This is a genomic window from Endozoicomonas sp. PH6C, from assembly GCF_059322965.1.
In genome coordinates, this window is record NZ_CP185342.1 from 5,792,699 (window position 1) to 5,814,920 (window position 22,222).

The 22,222-nt window shown below is 48.5% G+C and carries 6 protein-coding genes; 5 read left to right on the forward strand and 1 reads right to left on the reverse strand.

Annotation, left to right across the window (positions count from 1 at the left end; genetic code table 11):
* Positions 1-48: 48 nt before the first annotated feature.
* From ACOMG9_RS20835 to ACOMG9_RS20845, 3 genes are all read left to right on the forward strand, one after another.
* A complete protein-coding gene (locus ACOMG9_RS20835) occupies positions 49-7,749 on the forward strand; it encodes an AAA family ATPase (RefSeq protein ID WP_494529339.1) in 7,701 nt (2,566 codons plus the stop codon).
* 92 nt (positions 7,750-7,841) lie between these two features.
* Positions 7,842-15,188, forward strand: coding sequence for an AAA family ATPase (locus ACOMG9_RS20840; protein ID WP_494529340.1), 7,347 nt, complete (start codon positions 7,842-7,844; stop codon positions 15,186-15,188).
* Between the two features lie 139 nt (positions 15,189-15,327).
* Positions 15,328-17,457, forward strand: coding sequence for an F-box protein (locus ACOMG9_RS20845; RefSeq protein WP_494529341.1), 2,130 nt, complete (start codon positions 15,328-15,330; stop codon positions 17,455-17,457).
* A 101-nt stretch (positions 17,458-17,558) separates the two neighbouring features.
* Here the strand turns inward: ACOMG9_RS20845 and ACOMG9_RS20850 are convergent, their stop codons facing one another.
* Entirely contained in the window at positions 17,559-19,292 is a 1,734-nt protein-coding gene (locus ACOMG9_RS20850; protein ID WP_448218300.1) for a hypothetical protein, read from the reverse strand.
* Positions 19,293-19,743: 451 nt separating this feature from the next.
* Here ACOMG9_RS20850 and ACOMG9_RS20855 point away from each other — a divergent pair, with 451 nt between their 5' ends.
* Together ACOMG9_RS20855 and ACOMG9_RS20860 are read left to right on the forward strand one after the other, a co-directional pair.
* Positions 19,744-19,911, forward strand: a complete 168-nt coding sequence (locus ACOMG9_RS20855) for a hypothetical protein (protein ID WP_422138927.1) — start codon at positions 19,744-19,746, stop codon at positions 19,909-19,911.
* A 48-nt stretch (positions 19,912-19,959) separates the two neighbouring features.
* The gene (locus ACOMG9_RS20860) at positions 19,960-22,092 is read left to right on the forward strand and encodes a hypothetical protein (RefSeq protein ID WP_494529342.1); all 2,133 of its coding nucleotides are present in this window, start codon (positions 19,960-19,962) and stop codon (positions 22,090-22,092) included.
* Positions 22,093-22,222 lie beyond the last annotated feature (130 nt).

A 22,222-nucleotide genomic window follows, 5' to 3' on the forward strand; every position in this document is an offset into this window, starting at 1 on the left:
TAAGGAATTTTAATAAAGGCCTGTAAGATAACAGGAGGGAAACTGACTATGGATGGTCGGATTGGTCCAGCTACAATCAAACACGCCTTTGATGATAACCCTCTTCATAGTGGCTTTTCAGCCAGGTTAGCAAAGCTGGATTTATCATCAGAGGCAAATAATAATGCAGGAATCTGCACTGAAGTCAGGTCCCAACTGAAGCGATCGCCATCTTCGCAGAGAATGCCTGACAAAAAGAGAACCGTCTCCTCGACGGATTCCTCGCGCCAAAAGGCGACTCATTCCTTCGATTTTCGTTTTGTTGACAGTGATGATGAAGTTCGTCGGCTTTTAAGTGCCCAGACCGACGATGCACATCGGGATGTCACCGTTATTTCCCATCCCGATGACCTCTCACAGGCTAATCTGGTGAGCCGGTTGAGCATTGCCACCGACGGTCGCCACACTCTGGGTTTTGGCAAGCTCTTTGAAGGTTCAAGGCCACTGACGCTGGTGATGGATATCCGAAAACTCACCAGTGATGAACTGCCAAAGTTTAATGATCTGCTGGACCCGGATAGCCCTTGCCTGTACGACAAAGTCAACCAGAAGAAACGCCCTCTGGGCGAGCATGTTTCTCTATTGGTTCTGGCAGAGCCTGGGCAGCTGGCATCGGTTGGCCAGAGCGATGAAGCACCCGGTGCTGATTTCTGGCGACGAATTAACCGACCGGGAAATACCTGGCAATTCGATGCGCAGACCGGCAAGAACCCATCAATAGAGATAGACTTGGTTCCTCCCTTATTGCCTGAATGCACCAGTGCCGAAAGTGCTATAAACGACAATACCATTATTATTAACTGTCACTTGCACAGCAACTGGCGACAGTTGCTGCTGGGTGGCCCCGGAGTGGATCAACAGGGGCGAATCCAGCACCTCCCTGGCAGGCTTGAGTCATTGAGGGCCGGACAAAGAGTGATTCTGAAAGGCGCCAACTGGCAGGATCTCGCCTTTGAACAGACGATTCGGCAAATGCTGGCGCAGAAGTGCTTTGAGAGCAATGGGGAAATCTGTCCATTACCCGACGATGTTCAGTTTTATCAGATGCCGGTAGGGAAGGACGAGCTTCATTCACTGTTCCAGAGTCTGTCCCATTCTTTATCAGGCAACCCTGTCATCATTAACGAGAGTAATATTGCCCAATGGCTGAGCCCGATTGCCATTGCCCCGGAAGGCTATGCAGTACCCAACACCTGTCTGTTGGAACAGGTTCGGGCCGGTGGTACCGTAACTGTAACGTCTCCACTCACTGAGGCACATTGGTTCCGTTTGCTGGGCTCACTGCAGGCGATTCGTGAGACGACCGGCCTTGAGCCCGGACTTCAGGTGGCTCATTCAAAACAGCAGCCCAAAGCCCTGGGGTTGGAAGAAAACGATGCATACCCTCTGCCCGAGCCACAGGAAAAAGTCAGCGATCACCGTGCCTTTAACACGGTGACGTATCAACAACATGCCCAGGCAAGTTATTGGATTAGTCATCAACCGCAAGCCCCCCTGGTCATTCAGATCAATGAACAATCCGGCCTCAGCGAGCTGTTTGATAATATCCACATCACCTCGGAAAAAAAGGCGCATTTTGGACGACGTCCGAGTGACTTGCAGAAGGCTTTGACCGCTGGCAAACCGGTGGTATTCAGAGGGCTGGAAACTAATCCAACACTTCAGCAGCTTCTGGAACCCCTGATTATTGGGCAACCTCTGTTGCTGAATGGCCAATTACAAACCTACCCAGAGGCTCAAGTCACCGTACTCTGGCCCGGGCTTGTGAAAAGCCCCTCTTCAGTATTTAATTCGATGGTTGCCAAGGGTAAACCCTGTCCTGAGGTCGATCTCTGGGATCTCAATGCGGACAAGCATAAAATCTCCCGGTCTGAGCTGCCGGAACAGGCGCTTAATGAACTTTACAAAGCCTTTAAAACCGTACCTGCCAACCTTTGTAACCCTCTGCCTGAAATAACCGAAGGGTTATTGAATAACCTGATACTGGCTGCCCGGCGAGCACAGCAGGTTGATCAGTCCTCACAACTGCTGCCCTGCCACTGGCGCAGGGCCATCAATAGTGTTATCACCCATGGTACCCGACAGAATCCGTCCGTGCGTGATTTTATGAAAGTGGCCTGCTGGCACTTGTTACCGGATAAGGATCAATCTCCCTCGGTAGACCCGGATCGGTTAAATGCCGTCATCAATAGTGCCCCGCAGTTGGATAGAGCGTTTGTGAAGCAAAACCTGTGGCAACTGGCCAGAGCCTTTAACCCGGAGGTATTCAGGGCCGCTGGATTGATTAAAGGATTGCAACTGTCCTATGAAAATCCATTGCCATACAGGGATGCAAAAGAAATTCTGGACAGGCTCTGTGCCATCATCGTGGCCTGTCGGCCTGAGCAACAGCGAAACGCTTTAGCGTTCCAGTTGCAAGTCGAACCGTCGGCAGCGAAGCCCTGGCAATCGTTAGCCATCAGGCCAACAGGTCAGATTAAACGTTTGCAAGATGCGCTGGCTTCTGGCTGGCATTTACCTTTGTCACCAGGGCAGACCCGATCCGATGCTATTCAGACACTGGCCACCGATTGTTTTCATAGGGCCAGGACAGCGAATTCTGAGGCAGAAGGCATTGAACGCATAGAAAGTCGGCTGTTTGAATCACTGAAATGGCAGGGTTCCGCTGATAAGCCCCTGTCAGCACTGGCCAAAGATCTTTGTCATGGCGAGATAGGTCAGAAGGACCGTGAAAGTCGTCGATTATCCCGACTCCATGACCGGCTCACAGACTCTCCGGTTATATTCCTGCAGGGAGAAACCGGCACCGGGAAAAGTTACTTTTCTGCCAAAATGGCGAAGGCTTCAGGGCAGGCTTCGGTGTTGTCCCTTGGACCTTCTGACGGCGAACAGACCCTGATGAAACGCTGGCAGTGGCAACAAGAGGCCGACGGCGACCGCTCTATGGCGCAGCAAAACCAGGCATTGATGGAATGGGCCAATACCAAATCCGACAAAGATGGAGGCTATGTCACCCTGGTTCTGGATGAAGCTAACCTCACCAAAACCGGATTACTGGCATCATTGAACGGCTTATGGGAACCACAACCCTGCATTTACGTGAATGGTCATCCTGTCGAAGTCAGCCCAAAACACCGGGTGATTCTCACCGGTAACCCGGATCATTACGCCGGGCGCCAGCTCGACCCGGTCCTGAAAGAGAAATTGCCCAGGGCTTACTACCCACGCCTGGATCAGGCTTTCCTTCGCAACAGAGTGGTGGAACCTGCTCTGGTCAATCAGTTACAGCGACATCTGTCAGAGCCTGTAATAAACGACATCGCACGCATTACCACCGAGAGCGTGATGGCACTGTGGCAATATTATCAGGAACTCTTGCCCGAGCATGAGTTTACCCCCAGGGATTTGACGGATATCTGCAGTTGGGTGGGCTGGTATCTGGATCGTGCGCTGCCCGCAGGTGAGAATGTTACCTGCAAGCAAGTGAACGGTTTGATCCAGCAAAGTTTTCGCGATCTTCTGGGTCCTGAAATCACCGAAACTCATCAGGATGCCCTGCAGGCACTGGAAATCTGGTTTGCTGCCCGTTACGAAGTGGACAACTCCCTGCGTGACAAAGTTCATAAACATACACTGCCGTATATTCAGCAGACCTTCGAAACATTAACCAAAGCAATCCGACCTGAGTTTGATACCTCCGGATCAGCAGTCAGTCAACTGGTGCAACAGCTTGGGCAGGATTTTAGTCGCTGTCAGCAGGCTTATCATCGCAAGATAAAACACGGCGGTCGTCAGGCAACACTGATTGAAGGCCCGGCTGGGCGAGGTAAAGATGCTACGCTAAATCTTCTGATCAAAAGTCTCAGACAGCAGGCTCAGCAACGGCAAGAGTCCACGCCCGAAGTCTATCTCCTGAATGCCTGTGATTGTTCCTGGGACAAACTATGTGAAGCGATTCAGAAGGCAAAAGAGGAAGGCGGCATCGTGGTGATTTCGGAAATGAATCTGATCGACAGCCAGCATCTGGAAGGTGAGTTAAACGGTATTCTGGCCGGTGATGCTCATCCGGGTTTCCACCTGTTTGCTACTATCAACCCGCCAGAGTATAGCGGGCGAAAACCCTTATCACCGGCGCTGAAAGGGCGTTTTCGGCATTTGCCCATCCGGCAGTATAACCCGACCGAATTGCAGACCATTGCCGAAAAAGTGTTGCCAGAGTCCTCAGAAGGGACATTCGCCGCTAAAATGCTAACAGAAAAGCATTGTCGTCTAAGAGCTCACCTGCAACACAAAAAACTGCCGTTGCAGCCCACCAGCCTTGATTTACAGAATGTTGCCATGGCTATCACCAGTGGTGGTGATTTTAGCGAAAAAGCCGTTCATCAATGTCTCAATCGACACTACCGACTTTATCTGATGGCTGCCAACATAACGCTGGAGAAACTGCCCAAGTCTTCAGCTCTTGCCATGGGGAAAAGTGAATTTGATTCCGGACTCTGCCGTTGGTTCAATGAAACGGTATCGGGCATTGATCGTCCGTGGTTGATACGAGGCAGTCATCTCAACAGTGTTAATGAAAAAAAACATGAAATCCTTGTTAACACTCAGCGGGATGAAAAGGAAGCCAGAACGGAACTCATCAAGAGCATGGCTCAGGCAAAGTGGCAGTCATCAGGCCTTCCCCTGAATTCGGACGATATTCTCACCGGGGCACTCTACCGACACTGGCAGCAAAGCTGGTTTAGCAATCATTTTGGCCGGACGAACGTGGACGCTAACAGCGTATTTCCCCTGACGGAAGAACAGCAACAAACGCTGAAAATGTCAGCTAACCAGCCTTATCTTCAGGCCGCTGATCAGCAGATAAGGGCGTGGAAAGCCGGTGAAGTCCAATGGCGGCCTGCGTTCTGGCATCAGATCAATGATCTGCCGAACCATCTGGCAGACGATTTTATCAAAGTCGACGAGAAACAGGCTTCGCCATTGGATCAGAGAAAAAACCATAAGTCACAACCTGTTGACCAGACGTTGACTGCTTACGCTGATAAGGCGCCTGAACAAGACAAGCCAGAAGTCCACGAGAAACAGGCTTCGCCACTGGATCAGAGAAAAAACCATGAGTCACAACCTGTTGACCAGACGTTGACTGTTTACGCTGATAAGGCGCCTGAAAAATACATTGCAGAAGCCTACGAGGAACAGGCTAAGACATTGGAACGGAGCACGGACTACGATAACCAGGAGGAGCCACACTTCAAAGAGCATATAGTTTTTCTTACGCAGAACCCTTCTTCCCGGATGGATCGCTGGTGCGCATGGGATGTTTATGTGTCTGCTCAAGGCGATGTCAAATGGATCAATATTAGTGATCAACACATGCAGGGGGTCGAAGTTCTCATACCAGACCGGTTACCACAACGTGACCAGGAAGTGACATTAGCCAGCAACCAGACGCTGGCAACCATTAAGATGACATCAAACAATGGTCAATACCCATTGCCAAGCCTGGCGCCTGACGACTGTATCCTGGCCCTGCGTACAGAACCCCATTCGTCGTTTACCCTGTTCAGGGATTGCTATACCGGGTTTCACACAGTGTTTATTCCAAACTCCGGAGCCAACCAGAGTATTGAATTTACTTATGTCGTAGAGTCCGGACAAACGGGCAAAAAAACACCTGCTGAAGACTTCCGACCAGCCCATTCAACACGTTTTGACGTCCGCTGTTCAGAAACTATGAAAACAGTACTGAAGGGAGTGCTTGATAACATTGAGCAACAACCAACCGAAGTACAGGTGCCTTTGCAGAGAATAAAAAACGCTAAAAGCACGATGCAACGCATTGAGGCGATCGAGAACTATTGCCGAGGATTTTCCTGTGATGCTTTGCCAGAGCACAATAAAAATTTCTTTCATTTCCTCGTAACACAGCGGCAAGGTAACTGTACACATCGTTCGTCTGTATTTGTTGCTTTTTGTCGCTATTTTGGCATTCCATGTCGGCAAATCAATAACCCTGTCCACGCCTTTGCCGAGTGTTCCCCGGATAGAGGCCAAACCTGGGAGACAGTGGACTTGGGCGGAAAATCTGGCAAGTTAACTGAAATCTTACCTCAGTTCCAGCCTGTCAACAGGGTCCGTTGCTCTGGTAATGAGTCAAGGCAGGCCAGGGTTCTCCTGAAAAATGTCATGAAAGATGCTGATTTAGCACAACAGCAAATTCTGGCTGAAGCCTCTGGTATGAGCCTTGAGGAACTGAACAAAACCCTTGAGACAGGCAGTGCATTGCCAGAAAAAATTCCAGGTACTTTCGAAATAGTGAAGCACCTTTGGGAGGCAAGAGATTTAACCAGATTTTCCATTGGCGCCTCAATGCTTCAGTCGCTGGAGACAGAAGCATTCGGCGAAGACGAGAAAGCATTGGTCGGTAAAGTGTTTGAATACGGAAGTCAATATAAACCGATGGCGGAGGCTCTCAAAATAATATTGTCCAGCAGTGATGAAGATCAGGTCAGTGAACAACTCAAGTCACTCCATTCAAAAATGATCGATCAGGTCGGAACACCTCCTGAACAGTGGTTGTGTTCAATAGCGGACGTACTGGCAAACAGTGATTTGACCCGTCCTGCAATCATTCACTTTGCCCGTGAAGCCCTGGAATCGGGTTGGCTGGATCCAGTGCTGACCTATAAAACAGAGCTTATAGAGGCCTCTGTACATCATGAACTATTGGTGCGTCTGGAAAGTGTCGAAGGACTGAACATTAAAGCCGCTCATTGCCTGAAAAAGTGGTATGGGGTATTGATGTCCAGGGAAAAAAATAACCAGCAATGGCAGCAGGATTATGAAAGCTTCCAAAAGAGTAAAGAGAACACTCTCTTCATCACTCATCATCATGACGGGGATTCGCCATTCCTTAAAAATAAAATTGCCAGTCCATGCGTAGAGATTGCCTGGACGGACAAACCAGAGGGCGTTCCGAATATAGAACGAATATTGTTGCAACAACCTGCCTTTTTGCAGTCAAACTCGGGTAAGGGGAACCACCGTCCGGTTATTATTCTGGGACAAATCTCCCCGAGGAACAAAGTGATTAATGAAAAGGCCGAAGCCCTGTTTCAACGGAAACTTGAGAACAGCCCGGACTTTAAGCAGATATTTGAAAAGGTCAATCAATATGAGGCAATGATAAAACGATACCGTAATGCTTTCAGGGCAACGGATAGCAGGAAAGAAAAGCTTGATATCAACAGCAAGTACCAATCCTTCCTGAAGTCCAATGAGGTCACATCCAGGGAAAAACTTCTGGTGTCTCGCTATAAAAAAGAATGCAAGAAAGCGATTCAACAGGCCTTTATTCATTACTTGTATGGAATGACACATTCGAACGGTGGGAGCTTAACCTATTGTTGGGCCTATCCTCGCGACTGGAGGGAAAATGATCGCAGCTTTGGCGCTCATGATCCATCCTCACCGGGAGAGCTATATGCCATGATGTCTTTAATCGGGAGCTCTGACTGGTCGCAGGAAGCTATTAAGGATGACTACTTAAGACATGCACATAACGCCAGTGACGCTCTGATTCTCAAAAACAATGAGCTGACAAAAATTGCCGAAGAGTTTGTGAACAGCGTGAATTTGAATTCGCTTTATGACTCACTGGATACGGCATTAGAGTCTGATTATGATGAATTTTTTCAAGTTTGGTGACTTCTAAACCAAATTGAACTTTCCTCCTGTCTGAAGGTCGAATCATTAAGCAATTTTAATGCAGCCCTTTCAGATAACAGGAGAGTCTGACTATGGATGGCCGGATTGGTCCAGCTACAAACAAACACGCCCTTGATGATAACTCTCTTTATAGTGACTGTGCAGCCAAGTTAGCAAAGCTGGATTTATCATCAGAGGCAAATAATGATGTAGGAATCTGCACTGAAGTCAGGCCCAAACTGAAGAAGTCGCCATCTTCACAGAGGATGCCTGACAAAAAGAGAACCGTCTCCTCAACGGATTCCTCGCGCCAAAAGGCGACTCATTCCTTCGATTTTCGTTTTGTCGACAGTGATGATGAAGTTCGCCGACTTTTAGTTGCCCAGACCGGCGATGAATATCGGGATGTCACCCTTATTTCCCATCCCGATGACCTTTCACAGGCTAATCTGGTGAGCCGTTTGAGCATTGCCGCCGATGGTCGCCACACTCTGCGCTCAGGCAAGCTTTTTGAAGGTTCAAAGCCACTGACCCTGGTGATAGATATCCGAAAACTCACCAGTGATGAACTGCCAAAGTTTAATGATCTGCTGGACCCGGATAATCCCTGTCTATACGACCAGGTCAGCCAGAAGAAACGCCCTCTGGGCGAGCATGTTTCTCTATTGGTCCTGGCAGCCCCTGCCCAGCTGGTATCCTTTGGCGGGCTTGACGAGGCAACGGGGAGCGACGCACCTGGGGCTGATTTCTGGCGGCGAGTTAATCGACCGGAAAATACCTGGCAGTTCGACGCAAAGACTGGCAATGATCCATCGATGAAGATCGACAAAGTTCCTCCGGTATTGACTGAACTCCCCTACTCCGAACGCACTATGGATGACAACAATACTGTTCTTATTGACTGCCACTTGCACAGTCACTGGCGACAGTTGCTGCTGGGCGGCCCCGGAGTGGATCAACAGGGGCGAATCCGGCACCTCCCCGGCAGGCTTGAGTCATTAAGGGCCGGACAAAGAGTGATTCTGAAAGGGGCCAACTGGCAGGATCTGGCCTTTGAACAAACGATTCGACAGATGCTGGCGCAACAATGTTTCGAGAGTAATGGGAAGATCTATCAGTTACCCGACGATGTTCAGTTTTATCAGATGCCGGTGGAGAATGACGAGCTTCATTCACTGTTCCAAAGCCTGTCCCGCTCTCGTGACAAACAAGGCGACAAAGGACCTGATAACAAGCACGCACCACCAAACCCAATCATCATTAACCAGAGTAATATCGCGGAATGGCTGAGCCCGATTGCCATTGCCCCGGGAGGTTATGCAGCCCCTAACACCTCTCTGTTGGAGCAAATTCGGGCAGGTGGTGCAGTTACAGTGACGTCCCCACTCACTGAGGCTCTCTGGTTTCGTTTGCTGGGTTCACTGCAGACGATTCGCGCGACGACAGGTATACAGCCACGGCTTCAGTTAACTCATTCAAAACAGCAGCCGAAAGCCCTGGGAGTGTCAGAAAAGGATGAACATCCTCTGCTCAATGTCAGAGGTCAGTCTGCCTTCAGTGCTGTCAGTTATCAGCAACGCGCCCAGGCCAGTCAATGGATCAATAGTCATCAGGAAGCCCCTCTGGTCATTCAGGTCAATGACCAGACCAGCTTCAGCCAGCTCTTTGATAATATCTATATCGCCTCGGAACAAAAGGCTCATTTTGGACGACATCAGAGTGACTTGCAGAAGGCATTAAGCGCTGGCAAGCCGTTGGTATTCCGGGGACTCGAAACTAACCCAAAGCTTCAGCAGCTTCTGGAATCCCTGATGCTTGGGCAACCTCTATTGGTCAATGGCCAATTACAGGCTTACCCACAGGCTAATGTCACTCTGCTCTGGCCTGAGTCCGCGAAGAGTGCCTCTTCAGTATTGCGTTCGATAATTACCAGGGGAAACCCTTGTCCTCAGATCAATCTCTGGGATATCAATGCCCTCAAATATGGTATCTCCCGCGCTGAACTGCCTGAACAGGCTCTGCACTCACTTTACGAAGCCTTTGAAACCGTACCGGCCCACCTGTGTAACCCTCTGCCGGAAATGACCGAAGGCCTGTTGAGTAACCTGATACTGGCTGCCCGGCGAGCACAGCAGGTTGACCGCTCCCTGCAACTCCTGCCCCGCCACTGGCGCAAGGCCATCGACAGCGTCATCACCCATGGCACCCGGCAACATCCGTCCGTGCGTGATTTTATGAAAGTGGCTTGCTGGCACTTGTTACCGGATAAAACGCCAACTGAGGATCAAACCGCCTCGGTAGACCCGGATCACTTAAATGACATCATTAGCAATACTCTGCGGCTGAATAGAGAATTTGTGGAGCACAACTTCTGGCAACTGGCCAGAGCCTTTGACCCGGCAGTATTTAATGGAGAATTACAACTGTCCTATGAAAGTCCATTTCGACAGGAAAATAATGAAGCTCTGGACAGGCTCTGTGCCATGATCGTTGCCCATGTGCCTGAACACCTTCGAGAGGCAATGGCACATCAGTTGCAAGTCGATCCGGAGGCAGCGGAGCAATATCAACCGTTAGCCATCAGGCCAGCAAGACAGATCAAACGTTTGCAAGATGCACTGGCTTCCGGTTGGCAATTGCCTTTGCCATCAGGACAAACCCGATCCGATGCCATTCACGCACTGGCCAGCGATTGTTTTCAAATTGCCAGAACAACAAATTCCGAGGCAGCAGGCATTGAACGCATAAAACATCAACTGTCTGAATCACTGAAATGGTCGGGCTCCACCGATAGGTCTCTGTCAGCACTGGCCCGGGATCTTTATCACGGCGAGATGAGTCAGAAGGATCGTGAAAGTCGTCGTTTATCCCGACTCCATGACCGGCTTACGGACTCTCCCGTTATCTTCCTTGAGGGAGAAACCGGCACTGGGAAAAGTTACTTTTCTGCCACAATGGCGAAGGCTTCAGGGCAGGCTTCGGTGTTGTCCCTTGGACCTACTGATAGCGAACAGACCCTGATGAAACGCTGGCAGTGGCAAGAACACGACGATGGCGACCGCTCTATGGCGGAGCAAAACCGGGCGTTGATGGAATGGGCCAATACCGAATCCGACAAAGACGGAGGCTATGTCACACTGGTTCTGGATGAAGCCAACCTCGCCAAAACCGGATTACTGGCGTCATTGAATGGCTTGTGGGAACCGGAACCCTGCATCTATGTGAACGGTCATCCTGTTCCGGTCAGCACAAAACACCGGGTGATTCTCACCGGCAACCCCGATCACTACGCCGGACGCCAAATGGACCCGACCCTGAAAGAGAAATTGCCCAGGGCTTACTACCCACGCCTGGATCAAGCTTTCCTTCGCGACAGAGTGGTGGAACCGGCTCTGGTCAATCAGTTACAGCGACATCTGTCGGAGCCTGAAATAAACGACATTGCACACACTGCCACCAGGAGTGTGATGGCACTCTGGCAATATTATCCGGAACTATTGCCCGAACATGAGTTCACCCCCAGAGATTTAACGGATATCTGCAGTTGGGTGGGCTGGTATCTGGATCGTGCGTTATCCACAGGAGACAGTGTTAGCTGTGAGCAAGTGAACAGTTTGATCCAACAAAGTTTCCGGGATGTACTGGGTAGCGAAATCAGCGAAACTCATCAGGATGCCCTGTCAGCACTGGAGATCTGGTTTGCTGCCCGCTACCACCCGGACAACACCCTGCGCGACAAAGTTCGTACACAGAACCTGAAGGATATACAGCAGCCCTTCATGCAATTCACCGAAAAAAACCGACCTGAGTTTGATACCTCCGGATCGGCAGTCATTGAGCTGGTGCAGCGGCTTGGGCAGGATTTAAGCCGCTGTCAGCAGGCTTATCATCTCGGCAGAAAACACGGCGGTCGTCAGGCAACGCTGATTGAAGGCCCGGCTGGACGGGGTAAGGATGTCACGCTGAACCTGATGATTGCAAGTGTCAGACAGCAGGCTGAGCAACGGGGAGAATCCATGCCGGAAGTCTTTCTCCTGAATGCCTGTGATTGTTCCTGGGACAAAGTGTGTGAAGCGATCCGGAAGGCAAAAGTCGACGGTGGCATCGTGGTGATTTCGGAAATGAATCTGATCGACAGCCAGCATCTGGAAGGTGAGTTAAACGATATACTGGCCGGTGACAGCCATCCGGGTTTCCATCTGTTCGCCACCATCAATCCGCCTGAGTACAGTGGGCGAAAACCCTTATCACCGGCGCTGAAAGGACGTTTCAGACATTTGCCGATCCGCCGGTATAACCAGACCGAATTGCAGACCATTGCCGAAAAAGTGTTGCCAGAGACCACGGAGGGGAAATTCGCGGCTAAAAAGCTGACTCAGCTACATTGTCGATTGAGGGCTGACCTGCAACGAAAAAACCTGCCGTTACAGCCCACCAGCCTTGATTTACAGGAGGTCGCCAGGGCTGTTATGAAAAGGAGCGACTTTAGCGAAAAAAGACTTCATCAATGCTTCGATCAGCACTACCGACTTTATCTGATGGCCGCCGACCTGTCACTGGAGCAACTGCCTGAATCATCGACTCTTGCCATGGATGAAGGAGCGCTTGATCCTGAACTGTGCGATTGGTTCAACCAGACAGTACCGCGCATTAATCGCCCGTGGTTGATACGACACAGTAACCGCAACAGTATTGATGAAAAAAAACATGAAATTTGTATCAACACTCATCTGCATGAAAAGAAAGTCAAAACGGAAATCATCCGGAGGGTGGCTCAGGCAGAATGGCGGGCATCCGGTCTTCCCCTGAAGCCGGACCAGTCAAACGATATTCTCACCCGGGCACTGTACCGATACTGGCAGAAAAGCTGGTTTGATCGTCAGTTTGGTGGCTCGGGCGTGGACGCCAATAGTGTATTTCCCCTGACGAAAGAAGAGAAACAAACACTGAAAATGCCAGCTAACCAATCTTATCTTCAGGAGGCTGACCAGCAGATAAGCACCTGGAATTCCAATGCCGTTCAATGGTGGCCTGCGTTCTGGCATCAGATAAGCGCTCAACCGGACCATCGGGCTGACGATTCTGAAAAATACAACCCACAAGCCTTCGAGAAACAGTCTGAGATATTGGACTGGAGCACAAACTATGAGAACCAGAAGAAGCCTGTCGTTGAAGACTATAAAGTTTTTAATACGCAGACGCCCTCTTCCCGGATGTATCGCTGGTGGGCAAAGGATATTTATGTGACTCCTGAGGGTGACATCAAACTGATCGAGATCAGTGATAAACACATTCAGAGGGTCGAAGCCCTGATGCCTGAGCGATTGCCGGGGCAAGGCCAGGAAGTGAGATTAGCCAGCAATCAAACGCTGGCGACCCTGAAGGTGTCACCGGTGAATGGTCAATATGCATTGCCCAGCCTGACGCCTGACGATTACATCGTGGCCCTCCGTATCGAGCCCGATTTGCCATTCACCCTGATCAGGGACCGATACACCGGGCTTCACTCATTGACTATTCCAGAGGCAAAAGCCAACCAGAGTATTCAAGTGGCTTATGTCGTAGAACCCGGCAAAAAAACACCGACTAAAGGCGCCCGACCAGAACGATCAATACTTTTTGACCAGAGTTGTTCAGAAGGTATGAAAACAGTACTGGTCAAATTGTTTAAGACCACTGGCGAACAAACATCTGAAGTAAAGGTGCTTTTGGAGACAATAAAAGACGCTAAAAACACGGAGCAACGCATTGAGGCGATAAAAGACTATTGTCAACAGTTTTCCGGTAAGGCTGCACCAGAGCCTGGTAAGAATTTCTTTGAATTTCTCGTAACACAGCGGCAAGGCAGCTGTCGCCATCGTGTGCCTGTTTTTATTGCTTTTTGTCGTTATTTCGGGATTCCATGCCGACAAATTGTTAACCGCATCCATAGATTTGCCGAGTACTCCGGGGATGACGGCCAAACCTGGAAGCCCGTGGATTTGGGCGGGGCACCTGCAGAGCGAACAGAAATCAAACCTGCCTTCCAGCCCCACAGTAAGTTTCGTAGTTCCAGCACTGCATTAAAGCAGATTGTGAATCTCCTGAAACGGGCTGATTCAGCACAACTGCAAACTCTGGCCAAAGCCTGTGGCATAAACCTTGAGGAACTGAAAAAGGCCCTTGAGACAAACAGTGTATTGCCAGAAACCGATCTAAGTGTTTCCGAACTATTAAATAACCTTTGGAAGGAAAAAAATTTAACCGCCTTTATCATGGGCATCTCAGTGATTGAGTCACTGGGAACAGAAGTATTGGGCTCTTACGAGGAGGCATTTAAATGGATAGCGGAGGCAGTCATACAAATATTGTCCAACAGTGATGAAGATAAGGTCACTGAACCACTAAAGTTACTCCATTCAAAATTGATTGAGCAGGCCGGGGTAACTCATGACAAGTGGCTGCTTGCAATAGTATTTGTATTGGAGCGCAGTGACTTGACCAAGCCTTCGGTTCTTCAATTTGCGCGTAAAGCCATGGCATTGAATTGGCTGCATCCAGTGCCGTTCTCACAAAGCCATTTAGTATGGGCCCATAATAATCATGAGCTATTGGTGCGTCTGGAAGGCATTGATAAACTGAAGGTTGAAGCCGCCCTCTGTCTGAAAAAGTGGTATCAGCATTTTTTGTCCAGGGAAAAAAATAGTCAGGCGTTTCTGCTGGCTCATAAAAGACTTCGGGAGAAACAAGGCAGTATCTTTTTCATCACTGATTCTCATGATGGTTTTTCGCCATTTCTGGAAGGTAACATTGTCAGCCCATCTATACGGAATGCCTGGACGGATCAACCCGGGGGCATTCCGAATATAGAACGAATGCTATTGCACCATCCTGCGTTTGTAGAGTTATCCTCAGGCAAGAATAACCACCGTCCGGTGATTATCCTGGGGCAACCTGACTGGTACAGTACAGAGATTAATAAAATGACCGATGTCCTGTTTCAACGAAAAGTTAAGAACAGCCCTAAACTGCAGCAGTCGTTGAAAAAAATGAGACCAGAGTCCATTGAGGTGCAGTCAGAGGTCCAACAGCATTTGGATGATTTAAAAAACAAATGCATGAGCGCAATTCTGCAAGCCTTCACTTATTACCTGTATCAAGTGACACACTCGAAAGGCGGTTGTTTAAATTTTTGTTGGGGCGATGCCAGCGTCGTGGGATCTGAGAATGACGACTACTATGGCGCTCATGATCCATCTTCACCTGAGACGCTGTTTGCCATGATGTGTAATATTAACAGCTCTTTTTTGTTTCAGAAGTCTGTTAAGGATGCCTACTTAATGCGGGCACAAAATACCAATAATGCTCTGATACTCAAATCCTGGGATATGACAACCATTCTCGAAGAGTTTTTGAGCAACGTGAATTTAAATTCGATTTATGAGTCATTGGATAGTTGATAAGCGTTTGACCGTGATACGTTTTTCAAGATCAGTCATTTCCCTGAATGTTTTCGGGTAACCATCCAAATAGAACTTTTCTCCTGTCTGAAGGTCATATCATTAAACAATTTCAAGACAGACAGCAGAGAGGTTAACTATGGATGGTCTGATTGGTGGAAAAATAAACGCCCCCTTTCCTGACAGTCACGCGACAGCCAACAGAGCAAAGCAAGATACACCGTCAAACATTGCAGAGGTCTCTGATGTCGTTCCCAAACTCTGTCCATGGTCAACTCCGGTCAGGATACCGGACAAAACGAGAACCGTATCCGCAACGGATTCAGCAACGGCTATGACTTGTTTCGACCGCCAGTGGGCCAGCTTGCCTCTGGAAGTGCTCGAGAAAATCGCCAGCTATTTAGCCATCGAAGATATCAATCATTTCGGGCAAACATCGCCGACAATGGGCGATCGTCTGAGGTCATGCGGTCTGGAAGAGGTCCATCACTTCCTCTCCCTGACCAGACAAAGGCAGACTGAGTGCCGGGCAATCATTCAGTCCAGTCATTTACTCCTTGAGTACCTCAGGACATTGTCCATATTTTCTGTTTGTCATTTCCCTGCGCAACAGGGCCCGGCCTTTTACTCCTTTTATGCCAGCCATTTGCGCCAGCAGATTCTTGATGGGGTCACACTGACCCTTATACCCACTGACAGCATAAATATTCATAGCCTTAAACATCATCTGCGTGATCATATTCCCATCATCATTGAGAAAAAGGCGGAGAACTACAGCGATATTCTGGCCCTGGACCCTGATGGCCATTGGGTCAGGGAAGCTGAAATCAAACACGACGACCATGTCAGTTTTGGGCATCAGCAGACCGACCATATTTTATTTGTCCGGCAACCCTTTCCACGAACTCTTATACGATCTGGACCTTTAAGCTACCAATGCAACGGCAAAGAGCATTGTCTGTCCGTTTATGAACGCAAGAACGATACGTGGGTTGAGCAACAACTGACAGCGGATGAGGTTTTTCCTAAATGTAAGTATCAGGATATCGATATCATGCACCTGTCACCTGATGCCAGGACACTGGTCTGTATTAACCAGTGGCGAGCTGTAGCTATTCTGGGTCGGGGTGCAGATGGACAGTGGATCAATAAAGGCAACATTAATACACGTCTTTTTCATCGGCTATTCAGTGCCGACAGCAATCATCTTGTGCTTTATGGTAATAACTCACGCATCAGGCTGATGAGCAAGGCAGACGATGGATCCTGGTCAAACACGGGTCACATTACTGTTAAAGATCCTGCTGATGATCTGAAAGAAATGCCCAGTGGCGAAAAAGTGAGCGATTTTGAGTTTGATCTTCATGTGGTATTCAGTCCGGATAACCGCCATTTTGCCACATGGTTTGAGGATGCCGGCAATGATTCCCATCACGGTGATATTGAACGGGATTATTTCTTTGTCGTCATTTTTGCCTTTGACCCTCAAGGGCAGTGGCGTGAAAAACAGAGAATCATTGAATACTGTGACCAGCCAACCCGATATTTCCAGCTTAAACCTGAATTTAGCCCCGATGGTCGGCTTCTGATTATCACCACCGAGGAAAGTATTGATATCTGGGAATTAACTGACGACCAGTGGCAGCAATCTAAACGGGAGGAGCCCGAAGACGGCGGTGGTGAAATTCAATTTTCTGTGGACCCTTGTGAATTCATCAGAAAAAGCGAGCAAAGCGTAACGATCTGGCGCAAGGCAGCGTCCGGAATCTGGGGCGAGACACAAACATTTTCGGCTGAGTCCCTTTTAGTAACCAGTCCCAGCGGTGAAACCATTGTTTGTAACGATCCTGACGGACACACTGATCTCTATCAACGTCAGCCTTTTGCTGAATCTTTCGATCAGCCATTCGGTGAACCCGCCGCCGTTCAGTGGGTCAATCAACGCATCGGGTTCTCTATCGTAAAAGCAGATTTCAATCAGGAAGGTTGCCTTCTGGCTGTGGTTCCCAAGACGGATACGCGCAGCCTGATTCTGTTCGGGTTGACGGCAGACGGGAGCTGGCTGGAAAGGGCCCGTTTGCAAACAGAAGGCAGGATTTACAAATTTTGCTTCAGCTCGTGCAGCCGCTCCATTCAAGTCTACACTTTGCGCCCTGACAGCTGTGCCAAAAGGCGAGAGTTTTATTCGCTCTGGCAGATCATGCCCGATGAACTGGCTTTCGCAGGGCGGGATGACTTTTCAGATTTTCACCAGACAACTGTTGTTTAAACCAGGCCAGCTGGTGTTCAAGGGCGGCGAGCTTCTGGTCCCGTTTCACCAACAGCGCCTGCCTCTGCTGAAGCAGTTGCAGGGATAGCGTCCGAACAGATTTATTTTTCCTGACCGTGGCCGTTCATATCCAGCAAATCAATATTCATTTTCATCCACAGCAGAGTAGCAGCCAGGTTCACGTTATGGCAGGCTCCATCATTGACGGTTAACAAACCCCGAGTTTCATCGATCACCTGATTCACCTCCTCTTGGCTTTCTTCAGGGAATTCATCCAGCAACCGTTTTAGATTCCTCTGTCCCTGGGTCAGATGTGCAAACCTCAGAGGAAACTGGCGCAACTGATACAAATTAACCAAATCTTGTTCCAGCCCTGATTCCTTCCAGGTTCCGATCGCCATAGCAATAAAGAAGTCCAGGTCTTGCGCATTAAAGGCAGGTTTGTCTGCTGCTTTGATAAAGTCCTTAGCCTCCCCATTGACTACCAATCGCCCCAGTTGTTCGGCCCCCTCTAAATACATTATCTGCAAAAAAAACGTCATCATGGTGTCTTCATTAAGGGGTTCTTTGTCCACATAATAACCGCTTTGAGGCAACATAGGGGATTCCAACAATGTTTTCAGATCGTGCAACATAAATGACTCACAACCAAAGTCATTGACTTGACGTCCAGGCAGAAAGAAAAACCGGGAATCAGTGAAGCCGTGATATTTTATCGCCAGTGTCAGCACTAAACCGACAAGGTGCGACATGGGTGAATAAGTTTGTTCTGGGTAGCGCTTAAAAGTCCTTAGACTATCAACAAAAAAAAACCGATAATGCCCTTTGCCATTCCTCCTGATAGAAACAACACTGACGTGACCTGATTTATCCTGAAAAATATAATTTTTTGTTTCTTCTGCTGTCATTAATGGCAGCTGGGTTATAAACAATGCAAGTAGCTGATGAAGACAATGATAGGAGCCAAGGTAAGCATGCATGAGTTTTCTCATATCCAGATTAGCTGCTTCCTCAAGCCTGTAAACAAGCTCGTGATCGGGCAGACCTTCGGGTAACTCAATTTGAGGTAACAGAACTTTGGCAAATAATTTGATTATATGTATTGGAAATATCCTAAGCCCTGGATAGTCAAGTAAAACATGTATCATTTCACCTCTTTCCAGCTTTCCAGGAAAGTAAAGCTGAAGTACCCTTAGAATCGCTTTACCACGGTGTTGTTTGTTTTCCAGAGCTCCTTTTTCTGCCAAAATATCGGGGTTTGCCTCATACAATTTTTCCAATTCTGCATTAAAGTCATCAATATTTTTTTTCTGATCTACTGTTTTCAATGACTTTTCAGCAGCCTTAAGAATTTCTTTCAGTTTTTCAAGATGCCTGGCATGACTCTTATCATTACCGGAAGCCGATGCTGACGCTGCACCAGAGCCTGATGAACCCGAAGAGCCAGAACTGCCCTGCTCTTTCGTACTTTGTTTTTTACTTTGTTGCTCTTGCTGCGGTGGCGGAGATTTACCGTCAGTTTTAGATTGCTCCTTGTTTTCGTTGCCATAACGGTTTAATTCGAATGAATAGCCAGTAAACACCGTTCCTTTATCTGGCTGTAACCCTTCCCCTTCAGAAAAAGGCGAAGTGATTGAACCTTTTTTTCCCTTCTTTAACAGAGACAGCAGAACAATCCCAGACTTAGGTAAACGAATAGGGTCAGATAAAAAAGAGGAAAGAATTTCATCGACACCATTGCCAGAGACCAATAATGAAGCATAAGGAACTGCAGCCTGACTAATAACTGACAAAAAAACGCCGACAGCAACAAAGGCGCAGCACATATTCTTCATTACAAATAACTAAGCTCCAAGAGATAAAAGCACCATTCTAGATAAAAAAACTCAGAATTGCCTGATCCCAGGAGCCTGATAATTTTCGGACAGGCAATAGTATAGGCATAAAAAAACAATCTCTTCCGTTTTAATGGACACTCAAATCCGGACACTCAAATCCAACTATCCAGCAGTGATTCATGCGTCTGTGATAACAGAACCCCTGATATCTGACAGCAGTCCGATATGAAGTTGTTAAAGAAAATTACTCCCCTGCTTATCAAATACAAAGGTTCTTATTACATCCTATGAATTTTCAAGGCTCTCAATCTACACGGCATTCATGTGAAGAGAAAGCTGCCCCAGAACTTGATGTTTCAACCCGTGCAGCCGCACTCTCCAGGTCACCAGTTTACGCCCTGCCGCTGGCGGTGTTAAAGCGCAAGAGTTTTATTCGCTCTGGTAGATCATGCCCGATGAATTGGCCTTCACAGGGCAGGGTGACTATTCAGACCAGTCCAGTAATGTTCTGGTACTGAAATCCGATGAGTTGACAACCATTACCGATTTCTTCCACTGGTTACGGGTAACCATCCAAATAGAACTTTTCTCCTTTCTGAAGGTCATAAGTACCTAACCAGACAATTTCAATGCAGTCCTTTAGATGACAGGAAAGAAGTTTACGATGGATGTTCGGATTAATGAGAAAAGCAACACTCCTTTTCCAGATAGTGAGCCACCAGCCAACAGAGCAAAGCAGGATGTAGCGTCAAACATTGCAGAGGTCTCTGATGTCATTCCCAAACTCAGTCCATGGTCAACTCCGGCCAAGATGCCTGACAAGACGAGAACCGTATCCGCAACGGTTTCAGCAACTGCTACGACTTGCTCCGATAGCCGACTGGTTAGCTTGCCCGGGGAAGTGTTCAACAGAATCGCCAGCTATTTATCCATCAACGATATCAATCATTTTGGGCAAACATCGCCAACAATGGGCCATCGTCTGAGGTCATGCGGCCTGGATGAGGTCCATTACTTTCTCTCCCTGACCAGGCAAAGGCAGTCTTCGTGCCGGGCAATCATTCAGTCCAGTCATTTGCTCCTTGAGTATCTCAGAACATTGCCCATATTTTCTGACCGCCACTTCCCTGCGCAACTGGGCCCGGCCTATTACTCCTGTTATGCCAGCCATTTGCGCCAGCAGATTCTTGATGGGGCCGCATTGACCTTTATACCCATTGGCAGCCTGGATGTTCATTATCACCATCATCTGCGTGATCATATTCCCATTATCATTGAGAGGAAGGCGGCTAACTCCAGTGATATTCTGACTCCGGATCCTGACGGTCAATGGGTCAGGGAAGCTGAAATCAAACACAATGACCGTGTCAGTTATGGTCATCAATGGGCCGACCATATTTTATTTGTCCTGCATCGCGTTCCCCGAGGTCTTATGCGAAGGGGACCCCTTAGCCACCAATACACCGGCAAAGAGCATTTACTGTCTGTTTTTGAACGCAAGAAAGATTCGTGGGTTGAGCAACAACTGACAACGGGTGAGGTTTTTCCTCAAGAACAGAACAAGTACATGAATGAGATGCACTTGTCACCTGATGCCAGTTCACTGGTCTGTATTCACAATGGGGAAGCCGGTGCTATTCTCGGTCGGGGGGCTGATGGGCAGTGGGTCAATAGAGGCAAGATTAACACAGGCCAAAATCATCATTTGCTGTTCAGTGCCGACAACAATCATCTTCTGCTTTATGACGGATCATACATTACTTTGATGAGTCGGGCAGAGGATAAATCCTGGTCACAAACGGGCGACATTGTTGTTACAGATCCTGCTGATGATCTGAAAAAAACGCCCAGTGGCGAAAAAGTGAGCGACTTTGGCTTTGATCTCGATGTGAAATTCAGCCCGGATAACCGCCATTTTGCCACATGGTTTGAGGATGCCGGCGATGATAGCGATCTTGGTGCCATTGAACGGGACTATTTCTTTGTCGTCATTTTTGCCTGTGATCCGCAAGGGCAGTGGCGTGAAAAAAAGAGAATCATTGAATACTGTGACTGGCCAAGGCGGTATTTCTTTATCAAACCTGAATTTAGCCAGGATGGTCGGCTTCTGATTATCACCTCCGAAAAAAGTTTTAATATCTGGGAATTGGATGCTGACGACAAATGGCAACTCTCTTATCGGGAGGAGTCCCAGGGTGGCGGTGGTGATTTTTATTTTTCTGTGGACCCTTGTGAATTCATCAGAAGAAGCGGGCGCAGCGTAACGATCTGGCGCAAGGCAGCGTCCGGAATCTGGGGCGAGACACAAACCTTTCCCGCTGAGTCCCTGGTAGTAGCCAGTCCCAGCGGTGAAACTATTGTTTGTAACGATCCTTCTGGCCACACTGATCTCTATCAACGTAAGCCTTTTGCTGAACCTTTCGGTCAGCCATTCGCTGAACCCGCCGCCGTTGAGTGGGTCAATCAACGCATCGGTTTTTCCATCGTAAAAGCAGATTTCAATCAGGAAGGTTGCCTTCTGGCTTTAGTTCCCAGTACGTGTCCGCAAAGCCTGATTCTGTTCGGGTTGACGGCAGACGGGAGCTGGCTGGAAAGGACCCGTTTGCAAACAGAAGGCAGGATTGAAAAATTTTGCTTCAGCCCGTGCAGCCGCACCCTTCAAGTCACCAGTTTGCGCTCTACTGATGACCATGTCAGAGAGCAAGAGGTTTTTTCGCTCTGGAAGATCATGCACTCCCGTCATTCGCGCGAAGGCGGGAATGACGAGAATGAAGTCGGGAATGGAAACATTAACTGAGCACCTGATTCAGTGCAGCCGAACAACAACCTGAAAACCCCTGCAGAGAGGTGACAATTAAAATGGAACTTTCATCCCATTTTAAGATCTAAGTTATTAAACGTCTTAAATGCAGTCCTTCAAAGGACAT

Bases quoted from the DNA above. Each gene is read 5' to 3' on its own strand.
- ACOMG9_RS20835 (WP_494529339.1), top strand. From the start codon at position 49: ATGGATGGTCGGATTGGTCCAGCTACAATCAAACACGCCTTTGATGAT.
- ACOMG9_RS20840 (WP_494529340.1), top strand. From the start codon at position 7,842: ATGGATGGCCGGATTGGTCCAGCTACAAACAAACACGCCCTTGATGAT.
- ACOMG9_RS20845 (WP_494529341.1), top strand. From the start codon at position 15,328: ATGGATGGTCTGATTGGTGGAAAAATAAACGCCCCCTTTCCTGACAGT.
- ACOMG9_RS20850 (WP_448218300.1), bottom strand. From the start codon at position 19,292: ATGAAGAATATGTGCTGCGCCTTTGTTGCTGTCGGCGTTTTTTTGTCA.
- ACOMG9_RS20855 (WP_422138927.1), top strand. From the start codon at position 19,744: ATGCCCGATGAATTGGCCTTCACAGGGCAGGGTGACTATTCAGACCAG.
- ACOMG9_RS20860 (WP_494529342.1), top strand. From the start codon at position 19,960: ATGGATGTTCGGATTAATGAGAAAAGCAACACTCCTTTTCCAGATAGT.